Annotated in this window: 15 protein-coding genes; 6 read left to right on the top strand and 9 right to left on the bottom strand. The window is 64.6% G+C overall.

Going from position 1 to position 14,774, the window contains the following annotated elements; genetic code table 11:
• Positions 1 to 38: 38 nt before the first annotated feature.
• Positions 39 to 1,205, bottom strand: coding sequence for a bifunctional 3,4-dihydroxy-2-butanone-4-phosphate synthase/GTP cyclohydrolase II (ribBA, locus tag EPN59_RS18370; RefSeq protein ID WP_293046562.1), 1,167 nt, complete (start codon positions 1,203 to 1,205; stop codon positions 39 to 41).
• A gap of 283 nt (positions 1,206 to 1,488) precedes the next feature.
• Between ribBA and EPN59_RS18365 the strand changes: the two genes are divergently transcribed.
• From EPN59_RS18365 to EPN59_RS18355, 3 genes are all read left to right on the top strand, one after another.
• Complete coding sequence (locus tag EPN59_RS18365) at positions 1,489 to 1,767, top strand: type II toxin-antitoxin system RelE/ParE family toxin (RefSeq protein WP_293039114.1); 279 nt, start codon at positions 1,489 to 1,491, stop codon at positions 1,765 to 1,767.
• Positions 1,768 to 1,778: 11 nt separating this feature from the next.
• Positions 1,779 to 2,084, top strand: a complete 306-nt coding sequence (locus EPN59_RS18360; protein ID WP_293039117.1) for a HigA family addiction module antitoxin — start codon at positions 1,779 to 1,781, stop codon at positions 2,082 to 2,084.
• 423 nt (positions 2,085 to 2,507) lie between these two features.
• Positions 2,508 to 4,064, top strand: a complete 1,557-nt coding sequence (locus tag EPN59_RS18355; RefSeq protein ID WP_293046559.1) for a methyl-accepting chemotaxis protein — start codon at positions 2,508 to 2,510, stop codon at positions 4,062 to 4,064.
• A 233-nt stretch (positions 4,065 to 4,297) separates the two neighbouring features.
• On the opposite strand, the gene EPN59_RS18350 is transcribed toward EPN59_RS18355, so the two are convergent.
• Positions 4,298 to 5,044: a glucose 1-dehydrogenase gene (locus EPN59_RS18350; protein ID WP_293039138.1), complete on the bottom strand. Its 747-nt coding sequence runs from the start codon at positions 5,042 to 5,044 to the stop codon at positions 4,298 to 4,300.
• Positions 5,045 to 5,370: 326 nt separating this feature from the next.
• On the opposite strand from EPN59_RS18350, the gene EPN59_RS18345 reads away from it, so the two are divergent.
• Positions 5,371 to 5,625, top strand: coding sequence for a hypothetical protein (locus EPN59_RS18345; protein WP_293039123.1), 255 nt, complete (start codon positions 5,371 to 5,373; stop codon positions 5,623 to 5,625).
• Between the two features lie 149 nt (positions 5,626 to 5,774).
• Here the strand turns inward: EPN59_RS18345 and EPN59_RS18340 are convergent, their stop codons facing one another.
• Both EPN59_RS18340 and EPN59_RS18335 read right to left on the bottom strand, forming a co-directional pair.
• Positions 5,775 to 6,089, bottom strand: a complete 315-nt coding sequence (locus EPN59_RS18340) for a helix-turn-helix domain-containing protein (RefSeq protein ID WP_293039124.1) — start codon at positions 6,087 to 6,089, stop codon at positions 5,775 to 5,777.
• Positions 6,086 to 6,430: a type II toxin-antitoxin system RelE/ParE family toxin gene (locus EPN59_RS18335; protein ID WP_293039127.1), complete on the bottom strand. Its 345-nt coding sequence runs from the start codon at positions 6,428 to 6,430 to the stop codon at positions 6,086 to 6,088. Before EPN59_RS18335 ends, EPN59_RS18340 begins: the two co-directional genes overlap by 4 nt.
• Positions 6,431 to 6,546: 116 nt before the next feature.
• Between EPN59_RS18335 and EPN59_RS18330 the strand changes: the two genes are divergently transcribed.
• Positions 6,547 to 7,047: a hypothetical protein gene (locus EPN59_RS18330; RefSeq protein ID WP_293039130.1), complete on the top strand. Its 501-nt coding sequence runs from the start codon at positions 6,547 to 6,549 to the stop codon at positions 7,045 to 7,047.
• A gap of 113 nt (positions 7,048 to 7,160) precedes the next feature.
• Here EPN59_RS18330 and EPN59_RS18325 read toward each other — a convergent pair whose 3' ends face one another.
• The 3 genes from EPN59_RS18325 to hemL form a co-directional block, all read right to left on the bottom strand.
• Complete coding sequence (locus EPN59_RS18325; protein WP_293039133.1) at positions 7,161 to 7,790, bottom strand: riboflavin synthase; 630 nt, start codon at positions 7,788 to 7,790, stop codon at positions 7,161 to 7,163.
• 48 nt (positions 7,791 to 7,838) lie between these two features.
• A complete protein-coding gene (ribD, locus tag EPN59_RS18320; protein WP_293039135.1) occupies positions 7,839 to 8,981 on the bottom strand; it encodes a bifunctional diaminohydroxyphosphoribosylaminopyrimidine deaminase/5-amino-6-(5-phosphoribosylamino)uracil reductase RibD in 1,143 nt (380 codons plus the stop codon).
• 79 nt (positions 8,982 to 9,060) lie between these two features.
• Positions 9,061 to 10,350 (bottom strand): glutamate-1-semialdehyde 2,1-aminomutase, encoded by a 1,290-nt coding sequence (gene hemL / locus EPN59_RS18315; RefSeq protein WP_293039141.1) that lies wholly within the window; start codon positions 10,348 to 10,350, stop codon positions 9,061 to 9,063.
• A 425-nt stretch (positions 10,351 to 10,775) separates the two neighbouring features.
• Here hemL and EPN59_RS18310 point away from each other — a divergent pair, with 425 nt between their 5' ends.
• Positions 10,776 to 12,011 (top strand): Bcr/CflA family multidrug efflux MFS transporter, encoded by a 1,236-nt coding sequence (locus EPN59_RS18310; RefSeq protein ID WP_293041241.1) that lies wholly within the window; start codon positions 10,776 to 10,778, stop codon positions 12,009 to 12,011.
• A gap of 102 nt (positions 12,012 to 12,113) precedes the next feature.
• On the opposite strand, the gene EPN59_RS18305 is transcribed toward EPN59_RS18310, so the two are convergent.
• Both EPN59_RS18305 and pgl read right to left on the bottom strand, forming a co-directional pair.
• Positions 12,114 to 14,030 (bottom strand): bifunctional transcriptional regulator/glucokinase, encoded by a 1,917-nt coding sequence (locus EPN59_RS18305; RefSeq protein WP_293041239.1) that lies wholly within the window; start codon positions 14,028 to 14,030, stop codon positions 12,114 to 12,116.
• Entirely contained in the window at positions 14,011 to 14,712 is a 702-nt protein-coding gene (pgl, locus tag EPN59_RS18300) for a 6-phosphogluconolactonase (protein ID WP_293041238.1), read from the bottom strand. Before pgl ends, EPN59_RS18305 begins: the two co-directional genes overlap by 20 nt.
• Positions 14,713 to 14,774: the final 62 nt, after the last annotated feature.

Here is a 14,774-nt window from a genome sequence, read left to right as displayed (position 1 = left end):
GGTGACGGTGTGAGTGGGCGCGCCTGGGGCCTGGCCCGTCAGGCGCGCGTCGCGGTGCGCTCGGCGCCTTCCGGCGGGCAGGGCGCTTCAGTGCTGCTGCCGGGCATCGGCACGAAGCCGGTGACTTCGAGCCCGTAACCCGACATGCTGCCGAGGCGGCGCGGTTTCGACAACACCTGCATGCGGCCTACACCGAGTTCGCGCAGGATCTGCGCGCCGATGCCGTAGGTCTTGAAGTCGACCGGACGGCGCGCGAGCGCTTCCGCGCGCTCCTTCTGGTCGAACGCCGTGAAGACGTCGATCAGATGTTCCCTGGTGTCGCCGCAGTTGAGCATGACGATGACGCCGAGATCGCGCCCCGCGATTTCGCGGATGGCGGCGTCGAGCGTCCACGAGTGCGTGGACGCGCCCGTTTCGAGCAGATCCAGCACCGAAAGCGGCTCGTGCACGCGCACCGGCGTGTCGCGCTCGGGCGTGGGCGTGCCGCGCACGAGCGCGATGTGGGGGGTGCGCGTCGGGTGGTCGATGTACATGATCGCGCGGAAGGTGCCGTGCGCCGTCTGCATGGTGCGTTCGGCAACGCGCTCGACGATCGACTCGGTGCGGCTGCGATAGTGGATCAGATCGGCGATCGTGCCGATCTTCAGGTTGTGCTGCTGCGCGAATTCGATGAGATCGGGCAGGCGCGCCATCGTGCCGTCGTCCTTGATGACCTCGCAGATCACCGCGGCCGGCGTGAGGCCCGCGAGCGCCGTGAAGTCGCAGCCCGCCTCGGTGTGGCCGGCGCGTACGAGCACGCCGCCAGGCTGCGCCATGATCGGGAATACGTGGCCCGGCTGAACGATGTGATCGGCGCGCGCGTCGTGCGCGACGGCGGTCTGGATCGTGCGGGCGCGGTCGGCGGCGGAAATGCCCGTCGTCACGCCTTCGGCCGCTTCGATGCTGACCGTGAACGCGGTGCCGTACTGCGTGCCGTTGCGGTACGTCATGAGCGGCAGGTTGAGCTGCTTGCAGCGCTCCTGCGTGAGCGTCAGGCAGACCAGGCCGCGGCCGTACTTCGCCATGAAGTTGATCGCCTCGGGCGTCACGAATTCTGCTGCGATGACGAGGTCTCCCTCGTTTTCCCGGTCTTCTTCGTCGACGAGGATCACCATCCGGCCGGCTTTGAGCTCGGCGATGATCTCTGGGGTGGTGGCGAGGGTCATTATGAGGATCTGGTCTGGAAAGCCGGTATTTTACGCCACGCGGGCGTGCGCGTCGCCGTCGGCGGGGGCAAGAAACAAGAAGAGACCCGCCCCGTTCCGCAGCGGGCACGCTACGCGCGTTGCGCCGCGCAGTTGCCGCGCCGTCGCCACGTTCCGGCTCGCTGCCCGGTGCCTCGCCGACGCGTTGGCCCGGGGTTGGCCGAACGGCTGGCTGGGCGGCGGAAAACACCCTCGGCACAATAGTAACGGTTGATGTTATTAACGCACTACGTTACTATTTGCGATGATTACTTCGTTTGCTTGCCGGGATACCGAGGCGCTCTTTTTCGGGCGCCGGGTCGCACGCTTCGCGCTCATCGAGCGGGTAGCGGTGCGCAAAATGCAGCAGATCCATGCCGCCGCCACGCTTTCGTTTCTGCGGGTGCCGCCGGGCAATCGCCTTGAGCGGCTATCCGGCGACCTGGCTGGCTACTACAGCCTGCGCATCAATGTGCAATGGCGGATCTGCTTTCATTTCGCAGACGGCGACGCATCGGAGGTCCGTATCGTCGACTACCACTGAGGAGCATCACCATGGCACGCGAAGTTCCGCTTGCGACACCGGGCGAGATTCTTTCGGAAGATTGGCTCAAGCCTCTCGGCATCAGCCAGTACGCACTCGCCAAGGCGATTGACGTGCCGCCGCGCCGCGTCAACGAGATCGTGCTCGGCAAGCGTGCGATCACAGCCGACACGGCGGTGCGCTTCGCCGTCTTTTTCGGCACCGACGCACGCAGCTGGATGGAGCTACAGGCCCATTACGACACCGAACGTGCGCGCGAACAGCTTCAGGACGTGCTCGCGCGCATCAAGCCGTTTGTCCGGGCCGAGCACGTCTGAGTAACCGTCTCTCGAGTCAAGCCCGATGAAGTGAATTGTCCCAAGGCGTGTTGGTTCTGACCATGGCATTGAGCATGGTCAGCAGCTTGCGATTGTCAGGCAAAGCTGGGCGCGCCAAATCGCACCCAATCGCGCAATAAGGCCGGGCTGTCCGGCACGTCCTGCTTTCACAGCCATTACGAACGATGACGGTGTACATCTGTCGACGCCAAACGTTTCGTACCGGTCAAGGCAATGCATATTCAGGCATGGAAAATCGCTCTTATACGTTTTAGTATCGATCAACGGGAGCGGTTCACCTCGAACCAGACCAACGTAGCTACACAAAATAAATCGAAAATAATCTCCCATGACATGTGCTGATCGTGCAGGCACATATAGCTGCATTAACAACTGTCATGGGCGAAGACATTCGGGGAAACCATGAAACTGACTTTTCGCGCAAAGCTCTTTGCCCCTCTGTTCGTTTGCTGGATCAGTTTATGGGCGGTGACGGGAGCGGGCCTCTACCACAACAAGGCGCGTCTGCTGGAAGAGCGGCAGCTTGCGATGAAATCGGCCACTGAAATCGGCGTCTCGATCGCAAAGGATTACGCGGCGATGGTGGCCGCCGGAAAACTTCCCCTGGCTGAAGCGCAGCAACAAGCGCTGGCCCGTATCAGAGCGCTGCGCTTTGGGAAGGACGGTTACCTTTTTGTGATCTCGTCCGAGCCCAAGATCCTGCTGCATCCGATCAAGCCCGAGATGGAGGGGCAAAACGTCGCGGATTATAAAGATCCCAAGGGGCACCACCTGTTCAGGGATATGGCGGACATCGCGAGAACCAAAGGCGAGGGGTGGGTGGAGTATGTCTGGCCCAAGCCAGGCAATCCCGACCAATCCAGGGTGTTTCCCAAGGGCACCTATGTCTTGACGTACAAGCCATGGGACTGGACGTTCGGAACAGGCGTCTATCTGGATGACCTGACCGACGCGACGATCAAGGACTTCTGGCTGGCTTTTCTGGCGCTGAGCCTGGTCGGTATTTTCCTGAACGGCGCAAGCCTGCTGGTCATTCGAAGCTTGAACAAGGCGGTCGGCGGAGAACTTGAAGCCGCCGCAGACGTTGCGCGACGAATCGCCGCCGGTGATCTGTCCGAAACGGTCAAGGTCAAACCCGGTGACGACTCCAGCCTGCTGCACACGATGAAAACCATGCAGGACAGCCTGCTGAGTATCGTAACCAAGGTGCGCTCGGGCGCCGACGCCATCTCGGGCGCCGCGGGCGAAATGAACGCGGGCAATGTCGACCTGTCGTCACGGACCGAACAACAGGCGGCGGCATTGGAACAGACTGCCGCGTCGATGGAGGAACTGACGGCGACCGTGAAGGAGAATGCAGACAACGCGCATCAGGCCAGCCAGATGGCCGTTGCAGCTTCGCGTGTAGCGGGCCAGGGCGGGGACGCCGTCGCCGAAGTGGTGAGCACCATGGCGGCCATTAACGTGTCGTCGAGGAAGATCGTCGACATCATCGGCGTTATCGACGGCATTGCCTTCCAAACCAACATCCTCGCGCTCAATGCGGCGGTGGAAGCCGCACGCGCTGGCGAGCATGGCCGGGGGTTTGCGGTCGTTGCAGGCGAAGTGCGCACGCTGGCGCAACGCTCCGCCGTGGCCGCCAAAGAGATCAAGGCCCTGATCGACGATTCCGTCTGCAACGTGGATGCCGGGACTTCACTCGTCGAGCAAGCCGGCGCGAAGATGAAAGAAGTCGTGGAGAGCATCCAGCGTGTGTCGGACATCATCAGCGGGATCGCCGCAGCCGGGCACGAGCAAACGAACGGCATCGAACAGGTCAACCAGGCCGTCGCTCAAATGGATCAGACGACGCAGCAGAACGCCGCGTTGGTCGAACAGGCTGTCACCTCGGCGGATGCATTGGACAAGAAGGCCGGCGAATTGACTCAGGTGGTCAATGCGTTCAGGTTGAAAAACTGACATCCTGAATCGGTCCAACTGCGCGGTCCAACCGCGCAGCCCGGCTGTGCGGCCTCGACTTTACGGCCTTGACTTCGCGGCGGCGTGTCCGCGTGTCATCGGTCAGGGCACGCGCCGCCGGTCGTCAGTACACGGGATCTCAATCGCGCTAGCCCGATTCAACACAAACGGGCACGTCGGCAAAAGTCGCCGACGTGCCGCTTTTCTCAGAGCAGGTTCACCGCCAGTGCGAGTTACCGCAGTCCCCCGCTGGCAACGATATGCTCGCCCGTCAGCCATTTAGCGTCGTCCGATGCAAGAAAAACCACGGCTGACGCGATATCGTCCGGCTGCCCAATGCGGCCGAGCGGCGTCTGGCTGATCGCAAACTGCTCGAAGTCCGATCCGATGAACCCCGCGGTGTGCGTACCTTCGGTCACGACCATGCCAGGATTGATTGCGTTCACGCGGATCTTCTTCGGCCCGAGTTCGCGTGCGAGCACGCCGGTGATCGCATCCACCGCGCCCTTCGTTCCGCTATAGACAGCGCTCCCCGGTGGCGTAATGGTCGTGACGACCGAGCTGACGTTGATGATGCTCGCACCTTCGCCAAGATGCTTGACGGCAGCCTGCGTGGTGAGCAGCACGCCGAGCACGTTCGTGTCGAACTGCTTGCGGTAATGGGCTTCCGTGACTTCTTCGATCGGCGCCATCTCGTAGATGCCGGAGTTATTGACGAGTATGTCGAGGCGACCGTACGTTTCGATGGCCGTGCTGACGATGCCTTGCGCGTCGGTGGCCTTCGACACGTCGCCGCCTACGGCAACTGCCTTCCCTCCGGCCGAAGTAATGGCGGATACAACGGTATCCGCACCCGCCTTGCTGCTCGCGTAGTTGACGACCACCGCAGCGCCTTCGGCCGCGAGTGCCTTCGCAATACCGGCGCCGATGCCTTTCGACGCGCCCGTGACAATGGCTACCTTCCCTGCAAGCTTGCCCATGATGTATTCCTCAGCGTAAATCGCACCATTAATCGAAACCGGCGTTTTGACTTGCATGAAGAAATCCGCCGGTGCTGAGCGTGAATGTAGAGGTCCGCGGCGCCGCGATAAAGCGGCGGGAAACGAATTGAGTGGCAGGATCATCCGAACAATCGGAGTAAACGGCCGCAGAATTTGCAACCGCATTGACTGCAGCGATGAACGGATAAGGTCTGTGATGTACTCGAGAGCTTATATCCGTGAGACGCGCGGATTCAGAGCGTTTCCAGCATCGGGTAGGTATATTGCTCTTTGTAGTGACATGTCGATTCCGCACGGAGGACGAGATGAATAAAGTGTCCCTTGCAGTTCTGATTTCCCTTTCAACCCTGGCGGGTGCCGCCTATGCGCAGACGGAGAACGGCATCACCATGAGCACCGACCCGCAGAAGATTGCGGAATTCGAGCAGCACGCACAGGAAGTGCAGGCGCACCAAGGCGAAGCGCAGCCGGCACGGATGGCGCCGGCGAGAGTGACGAGAGAGCATCCCGGGGTGAAAAAGCATCATCCGTACGTCGGGAAGTCTGCGCCGGCGCAGTGATATGGCGCGTGTGCCGAAAAAGGGAATCTTTAAAGACGTGACGGTATACGAGCCGCAGAAAGCTGCTCGTATACCGTCAGAAATACCGTCGCGTCACGGCGCTTGTAGCGAGACGACGAAAGGCGATGCTGGACGATGCCCGCAGTCGGTCAGAGCGTTTCCAGCATCTGAAGCGTTTCCGGGTGCTTGGCGACCAGTCGGATCAGTGTGGCGGCCTGTGCGTTGGGCCTGGCCTTGCCTTGCTCCCAATTCTGATACGTGCGCACGTTGATGCGCAGGCTTCGGGCCATGACGGCTTGCGATGCGTGAGAGGCTTCGCGCACGGCCTTGATTTCGGCCGGCGAGACTTCGAGCGCATCGGGCACGTCGGCCTTGATCTTCCGCAGCGTGATTTTCCCTTCGCGCTCCGTAGCAAGGGCGTCGAGACCCTCAGTCAATTCAGCAAACAGATTTCGCTTCTTCATTGCTTGCTCCGTATCGTGACCTCTCTTGCCAGCAGCTTCGCGAAGGCTTTGCGCTCGTCACTGGATAGATCTGCCATTTCATCCTTGTCGTACAGTGTGAACAACCAGAATTGGAAACCGCTGACCCAGTAGTAATAGATCACTCGTAGGCCACCGCGTTTGCCTTTCTGGCGGCGTTTGTCGGCGAACCTCAACTTCCGCAGACCGCCGGCTCCTTTGATCAAGTCACCAGCCTCGGGATTAGCCAGCAGCTCTTTCTGCAGGACGGCGTACTCGTCATCCGCCAGGTAGTTCTCGCGTTCACGGGAAAATGGCGGCAGTTCAATGAAGGTCGCTTGCATGACAAAACTATACGCTACCTGCGTATAATTACAAGGGCCCGTGTCGGCGAGCGGGCCGGACCACGCTTGTTAGCTCGGCGTACATCTTCTCCTGGTACGAGGTTGCTCCCTTTTCCATGTTGCATCTTTACTGCACTCACAAGCTGCTCAAACGCCTGAATCCTGATGTGCTCGAGGTCGGAAGCAGCACCACGAAGCTTGGCAACTGGTACGCAACTGTTTTGCCATGGCGGCCGCAGGTTGCGATGCTTGTGAATGAGCGGACGCTATTGCCGGTGCTGATGCCGTTGGCTCCGGCCGCCAACCTGGCGGTCAGGCTCCCGGGGGCTCTGGTGGATATACTGGCCGCCCACGGCGTGCCGCGTTCGTTTATCGACTCGGAAGTACGCGAAATGCAGGTCGTCAAATACGCGAAGACGCAAAATCGCAGCGTTGTCGGCATCATGACGGAGTTCGCACATCTCGCCGAAGCCTACCGCACCCAAGACAAACCGACCGAACTCATCGAGCTGTCGCTAGAACTGGCGCGTACGCCGTGTAGCCCGCTTTACAAGGGACCCGTGTCCCCGGAGCGAGCGTTGAAAGAACTGACGAGCGGTGGAGGAACAGCCGCCTGATTGCGATCGGCCGCGGCGTAGTCCGGTTTGAGTGACAGGAGGGTTGATAACCGACGCGCCGGGGCAACGCGCCCCGAGAGTTGCACTGTTGCCCGCCAGGCTCCTCGCAGCGGTCAGCTACGTTGGATAGTCGACGCCGTCGACAGCATCCGCTCCACATACCGCGCAATCAGGTCGATCTCCAGATTCACCTGCGACCCGGCCTGCAGATGCCTGAGCGTCGTCACCTCGACAGTGTGCGGAATCAGGTTGATCGAGAATTCACAGCTGTCCGCGCGGTCGTCGACCGAGTTCACGGTGAGGCTCACGCCATTGATCGTCACCGAACCCTTGTAAGCGAGGTAGCGGCCGACGTCGGCGGGTGCGAGAACGCGCAGTTCATGCGACTCACCGACCGGCGCAAAGCGCGTAACCGTGCCGAGGCCATCCACGTGGCCCGACACGATGTGGCCACCGAGGCGGTCATGCGCGCGCAACGCCTTTTCGAGGTTCACGTCGCCGGTCGCGGCGAGGCCCACGGTGTGGTTCAGGCTTTCGCGCGAGACTTCGACGTCGAAGCGCGTTGCCGACTTTTCGATCACGGTCATGCACGCGCCCTGGATCGCGATGCTGTCGCCGATCTGCACGTCATCGAGATCGAGGCTGCCCGCATCGACGGTGAGGCGCACGCCCGCATCAGCACCGGCGCCAAGCGGCTTGATCGATTCGATGCGGCCCACTGCCGCGACGATTCCGGTAAACATCGTGCTGTTCCTTGTGTTCGTTTCGTGAGTGAGAGGCGCGGCGGCCCTTTACGGCGCATCCGCCTGCGGGTTCTCGCCGCGCACCACGCGCACCACCCGCGCGAGGATGCGCAGATCGTCGCCGATGCGCTCGACCGCATGGAAGGTCAGGCGCGTGCGCTCGTCGAGGCTCGCGGGCGCGGCGATGTCGATCATGCCGAGCGCGTCGGTGCCGAGCAGCGACGGCGCGACGTAGAGCAGCAGCTCGTCCACGCAGCCCTCGCGCAGCAGCGAGCCGTTGAGCTTGTTGCCGGCCTCGACGTGAAGCTCGTTCACGCCGCGCGCCGCCAGTTCGGTGAGCATCGCGGGCAGATCGACCTTGCCGTGTCCGTTGCCGAGCGCCACCAGTTCGGCGCCGCGCGCACGCAGCGCTTCGGCCCGCTCGGCATTGCGATCGTCAAGCGAAGCGCAAAACACGAGTGTCGGCGCGCCAGCGAGAATCTGCGCTTCGGGCGGCACTTCGAGCCTGCTGTCGACCAGGATGCGCTTCGGCTGGCGCGGCGTGTCGACCGCGCGCACGGTCAGGCGCGGATCGTCTTCCCTGACGGTGCCGATGCCCGTGAGAATCGCCGAGGCACGCGCGCGCCACGCGTGGCCGTCCGCGCGCGCTTCGGCGCCCGTGATCCACTGGCTCACGCCGGAGGGCAGGCCCGTGCGGCCGTCGAGCGACGCCGCGATCTTCATGCGCACCCACGGGCGCTTTCTCGTCATGCGCGAGACGAAACCGATGTTCATCTCGCGCGCTTCGTTCGCGAGCAGCCCGCAGCGCACGTCGATACCGGCATCGCGCAGCATCGTGAGGCCGCGCCCCGATACGAGCGGATTCGGGTCTTCCATCGCCGCGATCACGCGCGCGACCTTCGCTTCGATGAGCGCGCCCGCGCAGGGCGGCGTGCGGCCGAAGTGGCTGCACGGTTCGAGCGTCACATAAGCCGTTGCGCCGCGCAGTTCATGGCCGCGCCCGCGCGCGTCCTTCATCGCCTGGATTTCGGCGTGGTCCTGGCCGGCCGGCTGCGTGAAGCCTTCGCCGATCACCACGCCGTCCTTCACCAGCACACAGCCGACGCGCGGATTCGGATCGGTCGTGTAAAGGCCGCGCGCCGCGAGGGCGAGCGCGCGTTCCATATGGACGAAATCGGTTTGCGAGAACATCGTCGTGCACTTCCGGGCAGCGGTTCGGGTGAGCCGGGCGAGGTGCCCGGCGCTCTCTCGTGGCGTGCGTCGCGCGAGTTTATGCTTCGGCGAACGCGCGGCGTGCGGCGGCGATGGTCTCGTCGATGATCGCGTCGTCGTGCTTGATCGACACGAAGCCCGCTTCATAAGCCGACGGCGCGAAGTACACGCCCGCGTCCAGCATCTGGTGGAAGAAGCGGTTAAAGCGCGCGACATCGCTCTTCGTGACTTCGGCGAAGCTCGTCGGGACCTTCTCGGCGAAGTAGAGGCCGAACATGCCGCCCACCGAATCGGCGACGAACGGCACTTTCGCTTCGCGTGCCGCCTCGGTGAGGCCTTGCGCGAGACGCGCGGTCTGCGCCGTGAGGCGATCGTAGAAACCGGGCGCCTGGATCAGCTGCAGCGTCTTGAGACCGGCCGCGACCGCAACCGGATTGCCCGAGAGCGTGCCTGCCTGATACACGGTGCCGTTCGGCGCGAGGTGATCCATGATCTCGCGCCGGCCGCCGAACGCCGCTGCGGGCATGCCGCCGCCGATCACCTTGCCGAGGCACACCATGTCGGCCTCGACGCCGTAGAGCGCCTGCGCGCCTTTGAGGCCCACGCGGAAGCCGCACATCACTTCGTCGAAAATCAGCACGACGCCGTGCTTCGTGCACAGGCTGCGCAATGCGCCGATGAATGCCGGCGAGGCCTTCACGAGATTCATGTTGCCCGCGACGGGTTCGATGATCACGGCGGCGATTTCGTCGCCGAACGCCTTGAACGCCTCTTCGAGCGCCGCGACGTTGTTGTACTCGAGCCCGGTGGTGTGCTTCGCGATGTCAACGGGCACGCCCGCCGAAGTCGGGTTGCCGAACGTGAGCAGGCCCGAGCCGGCCTTCACGAGCAGGCTGTCCGCGTGGCCGTGGTAGCAGCCCTCGAACTTCACGATGCGGTCGCGCTTCGTGAAGCCGCGCGCGAGACGCAGCGCGCTCATGGTCGCTTCGGTGCCGCTCGACACCATGCGCACCTGTTCCATCGACGGCACGATCCTGCAGATTTCCTCGGCGATCTCGATCTCGGCCTCGGTCGGCGCGCCGAACGAGAAGCCCTTCGAGAGCACGCGCTGCACGGCGTCGAGCACTTCGGGATGGACGTGGCCGAGGATCATCGGGCCCCACGAGCCGATGTAGTCGATATAGCGCTGGCCGTCGGCATCCCAGAAGTACGGCCCTTCGGCGCGCTCGACGAAGCGCGGCGTGCCGCCGACCGAGCGGAAGGCGCGTACGGGCGAGTTGACGCCGCCGGGAATGGTTTGCTGCGCGCGTTCGAAGAGGGCCTGGTTCCTGGACTGGGTGTTGGACATGAGTGCTGAACCTGCGTGAGTGATGTGGCGCGCGGCGTGCAATCTCGCGCCGCGTAGGGGGAATCTGGCGAAATTGTACCGGACTCGCGGGGATAGGTCCGGGGTGCAGGTTGCCGCGGCAGCCGCGCGCGCCGCGCTGGCGCAAGAGCGGCCAGCCCGGTCCGAAGGCGGGTGGGCGGGGTGCGACGTCGCGACGAAACCGGTCGCGAAACCGGCCACGAAAGCCGCCACGATGGACGATTTTTCCGTTTTTGGAGCCGTTTTTGCAGCGCTAAAGACCCGTGCCTGCCTCGGGTACAATGGCTCGCTCCGATGCCGCGCGCGCCACGCGCGAAGCGGCTCATGACCGATACGGCCGCGGCTTGACGCCGCTCGAACGCACGCGGCCCGCTTCTGCACGTTTCTGCCCGTTCCTGCCCATTTCCATGCCTCATTCGCCACGCCGCCGGCCTGATATCCGGCTGATTCTGCTGCTCGGCGCGCTCGCGGCCTGCGGCCCGCTCGCAACCGACATGTACCTGCCGAGCCTGCCGGGCATCGCGCAGACGTTCGGCGTATCGGCAGCGGCGGCGTCCGCGACCCTCACGAGCTTCATGGCCGGTTTTTCGGTCGGCATGCTGCTCTACGGCCCGGTGTCCGATGCCTATGGCCGCCGCCCGGTGCTGCTGGGCGGCATCGCGCTCTTCACCGTGGCGAGCATTGCGTGCTGGCTGTCGTTTTCCATCGGCGAACTGGTGATCGTGCGCTTTTTGCAGGCGCTCGGCGCGGGCGCGGCGTCGGTGCTCGCGCGCGCCATCGCCCGCGACGCACACGATCCATCCGATGCCGCCAAGGTGCTTTCGATGGTCGCCATCGTCATGTCGATCGGGCCGCTGCTCGCGCCGCTGATCGGCGGGCAGTTGCTGCTGATCGGCGGCTGGCGCGTCGTGTTCGTCGCGCTCACGCTGTTCGGGCTCGCGTGCGCCGTCGCGGCCTGGCTGCGCGTGCCCGAGACCTGGCCGCCCGAAAAGCGCGAAAGCGCGGCGGTGTTCCGATCGTTCGCCGCCTACGGGCGCCTGCTGCGCGATCCGCTCGTGTGGGGGCACATGCTGTGCGGCGGCATGGCGTTCGCGTCGATGTTCACCTATATCTCCGCCACGCCGTTCGTCTACATCGAGTATTTCCACGTTTCGCCGCAGCATTACGGGCTTTTCTTCGGCGTGAACGTGTTCGGCATCATGCTCGGCAACGTGCTCAACACGCGGCTGGTCGGCCGGCTCGGCGTGCTGCGCATGGTCTCGATGGCGTCGACGGTCAGTTGCATCGCGTCGCTGTTCGTCGCGCTGATGTGCCTGACCGGGTGGGGCGGGCTGTGGTCGATCGTGTTCGGGCTGTTCTTCGTGGTGAGCGTGGTGGGCGTTCTCGGCGCGAATTGCGCGACCGATCTGATGCACCGCTATCCGATGAACGCAGGCGCGGCGGCGGCCGTGTTCGGCGCGGCGCAGCTTGGCCTCGGCGCGCTCGCGAGCGCCGTGGTCGGCGCGTTTCCCGGCGTCTCGCCGTTCGGCATGGGCGTCACGATCGGCGTGTGCGGCATGCTCGCCTACGTCGGGCGCTTGCTCGTCGTGCGCTGGCACGGGCATCCCGCGCCGGGTCAGGCGCGGCAGCCTGCTTCGACATAAGCGAAGCGGCCAGCGGCAGCCGCCATGAAAAATGGGACGCCAGGACGTCCCATTTTTTTGCCCATGCCGTTGCGCGCGCAAAGGTGCGCGTACAGGCCGCAATCAGTCGCGCGCGGTCGACGACGCTCCGTGGCTCAGCCAGTCGAGCACGGCCGATGCATCGTCGTCGGCCTGCGCGCGCACGCGTTCCATCGCGTCGTGCATGTCGCCTTCCGGAGACGCGCGGCGGATCGCGACGCCCACCGCGAGAATGTCGATCATCAGCAGATGCAGGATGCGCGAGATCATCGAAAGCTGCGACTCGCGCATTTCGATGTGATCGGTTTCGAGCGCAACGTTCGCGCGGCGCGCGAGCGGCGTGTTGCTCGACGTGATGGCGATCACCTTCGCGCCGGCCTGCATCGCGACGTCGAGCACGCGCAGCAGCTCGGGCGCGCGGCCCGATTTCGACACGGCCACGATCACGTCGCCCTTGCCGAGCAGCGCCGCCGAGGCCGCCTGCATGTACAGGTCGCCGTAGGCGATGGTCGGAATGCCGAAGCGGAAGAACTTGTAATGCGCGTCCTGCGCGACGATGTGCGAATTGCCGAGCCCGTAGAACTCGATGCGGCGCGCGCCGTTGAGCAGCGAGATGGCCTCTTCGACGTGCTCGAAGTTCAGGTGCTCGCGCAGCTGCAGAATCGCCGAAACGGTGTTGTCGAGCACCTTCGCGCCGAAGTCGGTCGCCGCGTCGCCCAGATGCACCTGGCTGTGGCTCACGGGAATCGTGCCCGTGAGGCCGGTCGCGAGCTTGAGCTTGAAGTCGGAGAGCCCCTGGCAGCCGAGCGAGCGGCAAAAGCGGATCACCGTCGGCTGGCTCACGTCGGCCTTGCGCGCGATGTCGATGATCGGATCGTTGATGATCGAGCGCGGATGGTTGAGCGCGAGGTCGGCCACGCGGCGCTCGGCGGGCGTGAGCGCGTCGCGCATCTGGCGGATGCGTTCGAAGACGGCCGACGAGCCGCCGCCCGCGCGGTTCGACAACTGCTCGGCGAGGATCGCGGAGACGCCGAGGAACGCCGGATATTCGGCGGTGATGACGTAGGTGGGGACATTCGCGAGATACGCGTCGAAGCGCCCTTTGGCCTCGAAGCGCTGGCGAAACGACGAGCGCGCGAACAGCTCGCCGAGACGCGGCACGACGCCGCCGCCGATATAGATGCCGCCGAGCGCGCCGAGCGTCATCGCGATGTTGCCCGCGAAGCTGCCGAGAATGCCGCAGAAGCATTCGACGGCTTCCTGCGCGAGCGCTTCGCCTTCGTGGGCGCGCCTGGCGACCTCGGCCGGATCGAGGCTGGCGACGACGCGTTTCTTGTCGCGCGCGGCGAGCGCACGATAGATCAGCTCAAGCCCCGGGCCCGCGCACACGCGCTCGAACGAGACGTGCGGCCACTTCTTGCGGGCGAACTGCAGCACGAGGTCTTCGCGCTCGTCCTGCGGCGAGAAGCTCGCGTGGCCGCCTTCGCTGCCGAGCGCGATCCAGCGGTCGTCGGCGGGAATCAGGCCCGAGACGCCGAGGCCCGTGCCCGGCCCGAGCAGGCCGATCACGCTGTTCTGGCGCCGTGTGCCGCCGCCCACCTGCATGCGCTGGGTGTCGGTGAGGCCCGGCAGCGCCATGGCGAGCGCGGTGAAGTCGTTCACGACGAGCAGCGTGTCGAAGCCGAGCGTGCGGCGCGTGGCTTCGATCGAGAAGGTCCAGTCGTGGTTGGTCATGCGCACCTGGTCGCCGTCGACCGGGTTCGCAATCGCTATCGCCGCATGATTCACGCGGCCGATCTTCACGTCGGCCAGGTATTGCTCGATTACTTGCGCGACGCCCGGGTACTCGGCGCACGGATACACGCGCACCTGGCCGATTTCGCCCGGGCCGGTTTCGAGTGCGAAGCGCGCGTTGGTTCCGCCGATATCGGCGAGGAGCCTCGGTCCGTCGGCGTGCTGGCCCGCGGACGGGCCAGCTTTGTTAGGCACACCAGTAGACATCGAGTCTCACTCCCTTGTCGTTCGCCAGTTTAGATATGGCGTTGTTCTGTTCGGCCGCGGCGGCCTGTTGCAAAACGTCAAGCTTACGTTGTCCCGCGATCAGCAGGAAGAGGCGATCGATCTGGCGCAGCGCCTGCATCGACCACGACACGCGCGCATGCGGCGCCGCCCGCGGATGCACGGCGACGAACGGACGAGCCGTCGTGATCGCTTCGTGCCACTCGGGCGCGTCCGCGAAGATCGAAGCCGTGTGGCCGTCCTCGCCCATGCCGAGCACGGCGACGTTGGGCAACAGGCGCTGCGGATCGGCGTTGAGCGCGGCGACGTGCGAGTCGAGCGTGGCGGACACGTCCACGAGCGGCAGGAAGCGTGCGAGCGCAGCCTCGTTTTTCAGCAGGGTTTCGCGCACGAGGCGCGCGTTGCTGGCGGGGTCGGTCTCCGGCACCCAGCGGTCGTCGACGAGCGTGACGTCGGTGCGGGCCCAGTCGAAGCGATGCGTCGACAGCGCCTCGAGGAACGGGCGCGGGCTCGTGCCGCCGGAGACGGCGAGCGTCGCCCGGCGCGTGCCGGTGCCGGGGGCGGCCTGCTGAGCGGCGAGCGACGCATGTAGCGCATCGCCCACGGCGCGTGCCAGCGCGTCGGATTGGACGCGCGGGTCATCGAATACATGAAGCTCGATCACTTCTCCTCCATGCAGCTAGTGCGGAGATCATTGCGGATCTCGTGCAGATTCCATCAGCCCAT

The organism is Paraburkholderia sp., from assembly GCF_004298475.1.
GTDB lineage: Bacteria > Pseudomonadota > Gammaproteobacteria > Burkholderiales > Burkholderiaceae > Paraburkholderia > Paraburkholderia denitrificans.
This window is presented reverse-complemented; position numbering and strand designations above follow the sequence as displayed.

Coding starts and splice junctions, on each gene's coding strand:
- EPN59_RS18365 (WP_293039114.1), top strand. CDS start 1,489: ATGATTACTTCGTTTGCTTGCCGGGATACCGAGGCGCTCTTTTTCGGG.
- EPN59_RS18360 (WP_293039117.1), top strand. CDS start 1,779: ATGGCACGCGAAGTTCCGCTTGCGACACCGGGCGAGATTCTTTCGGAA.
- EPN59_RS18355 (WP_293046559.1), top strand. CDS start 2,508: ATGAAACTGACTTTTCGCGCAAAGCTCTTTGCCCCTCTGTTCGTTTGC.
- ribD (WP_293039135.1), bottom strand. CDS start 8,981: ATGTTCTCGCAAACCGATTTCGTCCATATGGAACGCGCGCTCGCCCTC.
- EPN59_RS18335 (WP_293039127.1), bottom strand. CDS start 6,430: ATGCAAGCGACCTTCATTGAACTGCCGCCATTTTCCCGTGAACGCGAG.
- ribBA (WP_293046562.1), bottom strand. CDS start 1,205: ATGACCCTCGCCACCACCCCAGAGATCATCGCCGAGCTCAAAGCCGGC.
- EPN59_RS18310 (WP_293041241.1), top strand. CDS start 10,776: ATGCCTCATTCGCCACGCCGCCGGCCTGATATCCGGCTGATTCTGCTG.
- EPN59_RS18325 (WP_293039133.1), bottom strand. CDS start 7,790: ATGTTTACCGGAATCGTCGCGGCAGTGGGCCGCATCGAATCGATCAAG.
- EPN59_RS18350 (WP_293039138.1), bottom strand. CDS start 5,044: ATGGGCAAGCTTGCAGGGAAGGTAGCCATTGTCACGGGCGCGTCGAAA.
- hemL (WP_293039141.1), bottom strand. CDS start 10,350: ATGTCCAACACCCAGTCCAGGAACCAGGCCCTCTTCGAACGCGCGCAG.
- EPN59_RS18340 (WP_293039124.1), bottom strand. CDS start 6,089: ATGAAGAAGCGAAATCTGTTTGCTGAATTGACTGAGGGTCTCGACGCC.
- EPN59_RS18330 (WP_293039130.1), top strand. CDS start 6,547: ATGTTGCATCTTTACTGCACTCACAAGCTGCTCAAACGCCTGAATCCT.
- EPN59_RS18305 (WP_293041239.1), bottom strand. CDS start 14,030: ATGTCTACTGGTGTGCCTAACAAAGCTGGCCCGTCCGCGGGCCAGCAC.
- EPN59_RS18345 (WP_293039123.1), top strand. CDS start 5,371: ATGAATAAAGTGTCCCTTGCAGTTCTGATTTCCCTTTCAACCCTGGCG.